A 9,238-nucleotide genomic window follows, 5' to 3' on the forward strand; every position below is an offset into this window, starting at 1 on the left:
ATATTTCCTACAAACCTCCCGTGCGTCCTCACCGCTACTTGAACGCAACATCGCGATACCCGATTGAAATCAAGCCGCGAATAATCGCCATTCGGGTGCAACTTACGAGAAGGGAAAGTACCACACGGGATGTAGGAAATTTCTTAAATGATGGGGCGCGCCCGAGATTAAATGCCTCCAAGGGGTATGGTCTGCGATCGTTACATGACCGCAGCCCACGCTTTGAAAGCCCTTATTGCCAGCCAAACTTACGGATGTAAAAGCCCTTGACCGCTTGGGTCAGCGCCATGTACGCCAGCAAAATCACCGGCAGGAAAATGAAGTACAGCGGTGGCAGAGCCTCCAGTTTGAAGTAGCTGGCCAGCGGCCCCATCGGCAGGAAAATACCGATGGCCATGATCACCCCGGTCATCACCATCAACGGCGTCGCTGCACGGCTTTGCAGAAACGGAATTTTCGGTGTACGGATCATGTGCACAATCAGGGTTTGCGTTAGCAGCCCGACCACGAACCAGCCCGACTGGAACAGGGTTTGATGCTCAGGGGTATTGGCCTTGAACACGTACCACATCAGGGCGAAGGTCAGCACGTCAAACACCGAGCTGATAGGCCCGAAGAACAGCATGAAACGTCCGACATCCGCTGGCTGCCAGCGTTGTGGTTTTTTCAGCATTTCGTCATCGACGTTATCAAATGGAATCGCGATCTGAGACACGTCGTACAGCAGGTTTTGTACCAGCAGGTGCATCGGCAACATCGGCAGAAACGGAATGAACGCACTGGCGACCAACACCGAGAACACGTTACCGAAGTTCGAGCTGGCGGTCATTTTGATGTACTTGAGCATGTTGGCGAAGGTGCGACGGCCTTCCAGCACGCCCTCCTCCAGCACCATCAGGCTTTTTTCCAACAGAATGATGTCGGCCGCTTCTTTGGCGATGTCTACGGCGCTGTCCACTGAAATCCCGATATCTGCAGTGCGCAGGGCCGGGGCGTCGTTGATCCCGTCGCCCATAAAGCCCACCACATGGCCGTTAGCCTTGAGCAAACGGACAATGCGTTCCTTGTGAGTGGGTGTCAGCTTGGCAAAGACGTTAGTGGTCTCGACCGCAACCGCCAGCTCGGCGTCAGTCATGCGCTCAATGTCATTGCCCATCAGCAAGCCTTGTTGCTCAAGGCCCACTTCGCGGCAAATTTTGGCCGTCACCAGTTCGTTGTCACCGGTCAGCACTTTGACCGCTACACCATGCTCGGCCAGCGCTTTGAGCGCAGGCGCAGTGCTTTCTTTGGGCGGGTCCAAAAACGCAACATAGCCGATCAGCGTCAGTTCCTGCTCATCTGCCAGGCTGTAGGTGTCACGGCCCGCAGCCATCGAACGCGCAGCCACCGCGACCACACGCAAACCTTCCTCATTGAAGGCCGCCGTTACCTGGCGAATACGCGCCAGCAGCTCGTCGCTGAGGGCTTCCTCCTGATCGCCGTGGCGAACGGTCTTGCACACCGACAGCACTTCTTCGACCGCACCTTTGCAGATCAACTGGTGCGGCTGATCCTGCTCGGCGACTACCACCGACATACGGCGGCGGGTGAAGTCGAACGGAATCTCGTCAACCTTATTGAACGCCGTGCCCACGTTCAATTCGCGGTGCACTTCCACATGCTCCAGCACCGCCACGTCCAGCAGGTTTTTCAGGCCGGTCTGGTAGTAGCTGTTCAGGTAGGCCATTTCCAGCACGTCGTCGGACTCTTCACCCCACACATCCACATGGCGCGCCAGGAAGATTTTGTCCTGGGTCAGGGTCCCGGTTTTATCGGTACACAGCACGTCCATCGCACCAAAGTTCTGGATAGCGTCCAGACGTTTGACGATGACTTTTTTGCGCGACAGAAACACCGCGCCCTTGGCCAGGGTCGAGGTCACAATCATCGGCAGCATTTCAGGGGTCAGGCCCACCGCCACCGACAGCGCGAACAGCAACGCTTCAGTCCAGTCACCTTTGGTAAAACCATTGATGAACAGCACCAGCGGCGCCATCACAAACATAAAGCGGATCAACAACCAGCTGACCTTGTTAACCCCGGTCTGGAACGAAGTCGGCCCACGGTCGGTGGCCCCGACACGCTGGGCCAGCGCACCAAAGTAAGTGTTATTACCAGTGGTCAGGACCACAGCGGAGGCGGCGCCGGACACCACGTTGGTGCCCATGAACAAAATATTTTCCAGCTCCAGCGGGTTGATAGTCTGGCTGTCAGAGTGATGCGCAAACTTCTCCACCGGCATCGACTCACCGGTCATGGCCGCTTGGCTGACAAACAAATCCTTGGCGCTCAATACCCGGCAATCGGCCGGGATCATGTCCCCTGCCGACAACACGATCAGGTCACCCGGAACCAATTGTTTGATCGGCAACTCAATGCGTTGCGCACCTTTAATTAGCTGGGCTGCACCATAGAACTTGCCAAACATCGGTGACGCTTCTGCGCTGAAGTCCCGGCGCATGACCGTGGCGGTGTTGCTCACCATCGCCTTGAGGGCGTCGGCTGCTTTGTTCGAACGGGCTTCTTGCCAAAAACGCAGAAGGGTCGACAGCACCACCATGGTGCTGATCACTACTGCCGCCTGGATGTCATCGGTGGCCAGCGAGACCGCCGCGAGCAAGGTCAACAGCAAGTTGAACGGGTTTTTGTAGCAGTGCCACAGGTGCACCCAGCGGCTGAGGGGCTGCTCGTGTTCAATCTCGTTGAGGCCGTGGCGGTCACGCAGTGTCTGCGCTTCAGCTTCACTCAAGCCATCGGTATGGGTGCCGAGCTTGTCGATCAACGCCGCGCTTTCGGTGTTGGCCGAAGCCACCAGGGTTTGCGCCAGGGTAGGTGGTACTTCACGGCTGACCGTGGTGTTGGTCAGGCTGTCGAGCAAGGCCAGACGGCGAAAGTGCCGTCCAATGTGGCGAGTGCGTAGAAAGCCTGCGAAGAACTCTTTCAGGGTGTGTTTCATGGTGCTACTCCTGCGCTGCCTGCGTAGTCACCCTGTTCAGCGTGATTACCCAGGCAGCCTTAAACTCGAACCGTCATTCATTTTTTAGTCTCGGTCAGCGGGCCTGATGCCCGCCGTCAATTATTGGCGTACACGCAACCAGGTAAGGCTGGACGGTGCTGGCGACGGCGAACGGGCGTAAAAAAGTGCTTCATGGTGCTTCCCCTAACGGTCAACGCAGCCTTGAAGAAGGCACAGCCGAACGTGCGCCCCGTGCCGAAGGCACGCGCGAACGTCGTGTTGCACTGCGCAACACGTTTCAGTGTCTGGGAGAGGGCTTCGGGTTCGGGGTCACAACCCCGTTCAGGATGCCGCTGCTCGCTGGTCAGCAAGCAACGACAGGGGAATCTGCGCGTTAGCTTGCCGAGAATACGCCGGTCTTCATAACCGGCCGACTACTGTCACTCGAACTGTTACCCACTTAGGATCTGCGCTCTTTTATGAAAACGTCGGCAGCTTACTCCCGGCATTTAGGAGAGTAAACCGTAGGAAAGCTTCCGTTTTATGAATCAGATTTATCTTCAGGAAGGGTTCAGTTTGCGCGTACCTACATCTCTGCGTAGTCGTTGACGAGCACCGCGAGGCTACGTCCGGCTGCATAGCAGTCGTAAATCAGGTAACCGCAGTCTTTCAGTAAAGACACAGGTTCGGGATTCACGATCGCTGCGCCATCGGACGTAGCCTCGCGCTGCGAGTCAACGACTACATGGTTATATCGCCGCCGCCAACACCCGCTCATCCGTCAGGCTGCCCTGCTTGTGATGTTGGTCATGGGCGTACAACGAAGCGCAGATTTCTTGCGCGCGTATCGGCAATACCGACAGCAAGGTGTCACTCAAACCATGGCTGGCCTGGCAAAAACCCTGCATATAGATCCCGGCCTTGCAGCGCTTGTCCGTGACGATCCGGTAGTCGCGATCCACCTCAAAATCACCCAGGTATTGCGCCAGCGGCGCCAGCAGGTGACGGTGCATTTGCCGCTCATAGCCGGTGGCCAGAATCACTGCATCGTAGTGCTGCTCGCTGACATCACCGCTGGCGCTGTTGCGCAAGACCAGCTTGACGCCCTGCTCGTCTGAGGTTGCACTTTCAATGCTGGTCAGGCTGTGGAACACATGGCGGGCAATACCGGACACTTTCTGACGATAAAAAATGCCGTAGATGCGCTCGATCAAGTCGATGTCCACCACCGAATAGTTGGTGCTCTGATATTCAGTGATCAACCGCTCGCGCTCAGCAGTGCCCTGCTGGTACACCAGATCGGTGAACTCCGGCGAAAACACTTCGTTGACGAACGGGCTGTCGTCCGCCGGTTTCAACGCCGAACCGCGTAACACCCAATCCACCTGCGCCGACGGGTAGCTGTCGTTCAGGTCGATAAACGCTTCGGCAGCACTCTGCCCGCCCCCAATGATTGCGATGCGCATCGGCTGGCCATTAACGCAGGGCTGGCGGCTCATGCGCTCAAGGTACTGCGAGTGATGAAACACCCGCGCATCGTCTTTCAACGCCTTGAAGGCGGCCGGAATGCGCGGCGTGCCCCCGGCGCTGACAACCACTGAATGCGTCGTGCGCACATGGTGCTGGCCCTGGCTATCGCGGGAGATAACCCGCAGCGCCTCAACCTGCTGCTGGTGCAGCACCGGCTCGATGGCCAGCACTTCTTCGCCATACCGGCTCTGCGCTTCAAAGTGTGAAGCCACCCAACGCAAGTAGTCGTTGAACTCCATCCGGCAAGGATAGAAGGTCCCAAGGTTGATGAAATCTACCAGGCGGTCGTGGGCTTTAAGGTAATTGACGAGCGAATAAGGGCTGGTGGGATTGCGCAGCGTCACCAGATCCTTGAGGAAGGAAATCTGCAACTCGCTCTGGGTCACCAACGTATTGCCGTGCCAGCGGTAGTCCGCCTGCTTGTCTAAAAACAGCACATCCAAGGGACCGTGCACCTGCCCGCTCTCTTCCAGGGCGATGGCCAGGGCCAGATTGGAAGGCCCGAAACCGATGCCGATCAGATCATGAACGACGGCCGAAGCGATTGCCTGTGTCATTTCCAGTGTCCTCTGGATTGCCCCTCAACAGAGGGATTAAAAAACCCGTAACCCGACTGTTCTGTGACAGATCAGCAGGTCGTCTGTTGAGTAGGGACGAGGACACGGAAAAAAAATTTAAGACTTGTCCCACTGCCGAATTCGAATCCGGCAATGCTTCATGGCATTTACGATGTGCTTCTCGACCACGCTGCGCGACACGCCCAAGCGTTCGGCGATCTCAACGTGGGACAAGCCTTCCAGCTTGCGTAGCAAAAAACTCTCACGGCACGCCGCCGGCAATTCCGAGAGCGCCTGCTGGATCTGTTGCAGGCGCTGATTCTGGTCCATCAACAGCTGTGGCGACGGGCTGAAAAAACGCTCTTCGCTGTCCAGCACCTCCAGCGGCTCAGACTGGCGCAAGGCGCTGCGGCGGTGACCGTCGATCACCAGATTAAGCGCGGTGCGATACAAAAACGCCCGTGGCTGTTCAATCGGCTCATCGCTGGTGCGCTCCAGCACCCGTACATAAGCGTCATGCACCACATCTTCTGCCGCTTGAGCGTTGCCCAATCTGGCACTCAAAAAGCTCACCAGTTCGCGATAGTAGTTTTCCAACAGGACTCCCGGCCGCAGCAGCGCGGCAACATTCCATGAGCGCAGAAACAGACCGAATGAGTAAGCGGCATGATGATGGCACTTTTGCGACCGTAATTTATAGTAATTCTCATATAGATTTAAGGCCTGTTGAAAAAACAGCCTCGAAATATTTAGTCACAGACACAGGATTAAACGCCTAAATATCTAGCTAAATCCTTCGTTTACTCAACAGCTCCCCGTGTTTGTCGATTGCTCGACAGCGATTGCCCCGGGCTTTTTGTGCCAGTGCAACGAAGACGGGCCGATCCCCATTGGCCGGAACCCTGAATGAAACGCCCTCGACAGACCCGCCGTGCGCTCTTTGTTGCCCTGTTTTTACTGCTGGTTGTCGCATTGGCGGCATGGCCCTTTTTGACCACTGGCCGCGACGCTTATGACACCGTGCCCATTACCCGCGGCGACATTGAAAGCAGCGTGACGGCGCTGGGCACACTGCAACCCCGGCAATATGTTGACGTGGGCGCACAGGCTTCCGGGCAGATCAAGACGATTCACGTTGAGGTGGGTGACGAAATTAAAGAAGGCCAATTGCTGGTCGAAATTGACCCGTCCACACAAAAAGCCAAGCTCGACGCCAGCCGCTATGCCGTTGAAAACCTCACGGCCCAACTCCAGGAACAACGCGCTTTGCACGACCTGGCCAAACAGAAATACCAGCGCCAGCAAAACCTCGCCAAAGGCGGCGCTACCCGCGAAGAAGACATTCAGTCAGCACAGGCTGAAGTGCGAACCACCCAGGCCCGAATTGACATGTTCCAGGCGCAAATCCGCCAAGCCCAGGCCAGCCTGCGCAGCGATGAAGCCGAGCTGGGTTACACGCGCATCTACGCGCCCATGACGGGGACCGTGGTCGCCCTTGATGCGCGCGAAGGCCAGACCCTCAATGCACAACAGCAAACCCCGTTGATCCTGCGCATCGCCAAACTCTCACCGATGACCGTATGGGCCGAAGTCTCTGAGGCCGATATCGGCCACGTCAAAGCGGGCATGCCGGCTTACTTCACCACCTTGAGCGGTGGCAATCGGCGCTGGAACAGCACCGTGCGGCAGATTCTGCCGGTCCCGCCCAAACCGCTGAATGAAGCCAGCCAGGGCGGCGGCAGCCCGGCCAGCTCGGGCAAAAGCGGCAGCGCGCGAGTGGTGCTGTACACCGTGCTGCTGGATGTCGACAACAGCGACCAGGCGTTGATGGCAGAAATGACCACGCAAGTGTTCTTCGTTGCCGATCAGGCCAAAGACGTGTTGCTGGCCCCGATTGTCGCGCTGCAAGGCAGCACCGAGGGTAATCGGCAAAGCGCAAACGTGGTGAGCAAAAACGGCAAGATCGAGCACCGCGACATTCGTACCGGCATCAGCGATCGCCTGCGCGTGCAAGTGCTCGAAGGGTTAAACGAGGGCGATCACTTGCTGATCGGCCCGGCCATCGGCAACGGAGGCTAAATGCGCACTCCGCTGATCGAGCTGCAAGACATCCGCAAGGTCTACGGCGGTATCGACACGCCCGAAGTTCACGTGCTCAAAGGCATCAGCCTGTCGATTAACGCTGGTGAATTCGTCGCCATTGTCGGCGCGTCGGGCTCGGGCAAATCCACCTTGATGAACATCCTTGGCTGCCTCGACCGGCCCACCTCAGGGCGCTACCTGTTTGCCGGCGAAGACGTTGCCCACCTCGCCAGCGATGAGCTCGCCTGGCTGCGCCGCGAGGCGTTCGGCTTTGTCTTTCAGGGCTACCATTTGATCCCCTCGGCCTCGGCCCAGGAAAACGTCGAAATGCCCGCCATTTACGCCGGCACTCCAGCGGCCGAGCGGCATGCCCGCGCCGCCGCCCTGCTCGACCGCTTGGGCCTTGGCACACGCACCGGCAACCGTCCGCATCAACTGTCGGGCGGTCAGCAACAACGCGTATCGATTGCCCGCGCGTTGATGAACGGCGGGCACATCATCCTGGCCGACGAACCCACCGGTGCGCTCGACAGCCACAGCGGCGCAGAAGTCATGGCGCTGCTCGATGAGCTGGCCAGCCAGGGCCATGTGGTGATCCTGATTACCCACGACCGCGAAGTCGCAGCGCGGGCCAACCGGATCATTGAGGTGCGCGACGGCGAGATCATCAGCGACTGCGCCAATGGCACCGCAGCAGCGGCCAGCGAAAACCCCAAAGCACTGCAAGCGATTGACTTGCGCCAGCGCCTGAATGAAGGCAGTGAAGCCCGCGGCGCCTGGAAAGGCGAATTGGTCGACGCCCTTCACGCGGCCTGGCGAGTCATGTGGATCAACCGTTTTCGCACCGCCCTGACCTTGCTCGGCATCGTCATCGGCGTGGCATCGGTGGTGGTGATGCTGGCTGTCGGCGAAGGCAGCAAACGCCAGGTCATGGCCGAAATGGGTGCGTTTGGCTCCAACATCATCTACCTCAGCGGCATGTCACCCCGCCCCCGGGCGCCGCTGGGAATTGTCACGCTCAATGACGTGGCCGCGCTGTCGACCTTACCTCAAGTAAAGATGATCATGCCCATCAACGGCGCCGAGATCGGCGTGCGCTATGGCAACGTCGACCACACGATGTACACCGGCGGCAACGGCATCGACTTCCCGGCCATTTTCAACTGGCCGGTGGTGCAAGGCAGCTTCTTCAGCCAGGCCGATGAAGACGCCGCAGCCGCCGTGGCGGTGATCGGTAAAAAGGTCCGCGACAAAGTCCTCAAGGACGTGCCCAACCCCATCGGGCAATACATCCTGCTGGAGAACGTGCCGTTTCGCGTGGTCGGAATCCTCGCTGAAAAAGGCGCCAGCTCAGCAGACTCAGACAGTGACTCGCGCATCGTGGTGCCCTACTCCGCCGCCAGCGTGCGTTTGTTCGGTACGCACAATCCGGAATACGTAGTGATTGCCGCCGCCGATGCGAGCAAGGTCAAACAGACCGAAAAATCCATCGAACAATTGATGCTCAAGCTCCACCACGGCAAGCGCGATTTCGAGATCACCAACAACGCCGCGATGATCCAGGCCGAAGCCAAAACTCGCAACACGCTGTCGTTGATGCTCGGCTCGATTGCCGCCATTTCGCTGTTGGTCGGCGGCATCGGGGTGATGAACATCATGCTGATGACCGTGCGTGAACGCACCCGCGAGATTGGCATTCGCATGGCCACCGGTGCCCGCCAGCGTGACATTCTGCGCCAGTTCCTGACCGAAGCCCTGATGCTGTCGGTGGTCGGCGGCCTGGCGGGCATCACCCTGGCCTTTATCATCGGCGGGGTTTTGCTGCTGTGTGATGTGGCCGTGGCATTTTCAATGGTTGCGGTCTTCGGCGCGTTTGCCTGTGCGCTGGTGACCGGCGTTATTTTCGGTTTTATGCCCGCCCGCAAAGCTGCCCGGCTTGACCCGGTCACGGCCCTTACCAGTGAATGATCGATTGATGAAGCCGTCTTTGAGTCTGTTGACCACGTGCCTGTTGCTGGGCGCGTGCAGCCAAACCCCGCCGCGCGACGCGCACCCGGTGCAACCGCCCCCGGCC

Annotated in this window: 5 protein-coding genes; 2 read left to right on the plus strand and 3 right to left on the minus strand. The window is 58.4% G+C overall.

What is annotated here, in order from left to right:
- Positions 1–232: 232 nt before the first annotated feature.
- The 3 genes from mgtA to GHO41_RS20485 all read right to left on the minus strand — a co-directional run bounded on the left by mgtA (position 233) and on the right by GHO41_RS20485 (position 5,679).
- Positions 233–2,995, minus strand: coding sequence for a magnesium-translocating P-type ATPase (gene mgtA / locus GHO41_RS20475; protein ID WP_153390475.1), 2,763 nt, complete (start codon positions 2,993–2,995; stop codon positions 233–235).
- A 749-nt stretch (positions 2,996–3,744) separates the two neighbouring features.
- Complete coding sequence (locus GHO41_RS20480) at positions 3,745–5,082, minus strand: lysine N(6)-hydroxylase/L-ornithine N(5)-oxygenase family protein (protein WP_153434502.1); 1,338 nt, start codon at positions 5,080–5,082, stop codon at positions 3,745–3,747.
- 117 nt (positions 5,083–5,199) lie between these two features.
- Complete coding sequence (locus GHO41_RS20485; RefSeq protein ID WP_048373154.1) at positions 5,200–5,679, minus strand: sigma-70 family RNA polymerase sigma factor; 480 nt, start codon at positions 5,677–5,679, stop codon at positions 5,200–5,202.
- A 309-nt stretch (positions 5,680–5,988) separates the two neighbouring features.
- Between GHO41_RS20485 and GHO41_RS20490 the strand changes: the two genes are divergently transcribed.
- Both GHO41_RS20490 and GHO41_RS20495 read left to right on the plus strand, forming a co-directional pair.
- Entirely contained in the window at positions 5,989–7,161 is a 1,173-nt protein-coding gene (locus tag GHO41_RS20490) for an efflux RND transporter periplasmic adaptor subunit (protein ID WP_153434503.1), read from the plus strand.
- Positions 7,162–9,132, plus strand: a complete 1,971-nt coding sequence (locus GHO41_RS20495) for a MacB family efflux pump subunit (RefSeq protein ID WP_153434504.1) — start codon at positions 7,162–7,164, stop codon at positions 9,130–9,132.
- Positions 9,133–9,238 lie beyond the last annotated feature (106 nt).

This window comes from Pseudomonas sp. FSL R10-0399 (genome assembly GCF_009600165.1).
Taxonomy (GTDB): domain Bacteria; phylum Pseudomonadota; class Gammaproteobacteria; order Pseudomonadales; family Pseudomonadaceae; genus Aquipseudomonas; species Aquipseudomonas helleri.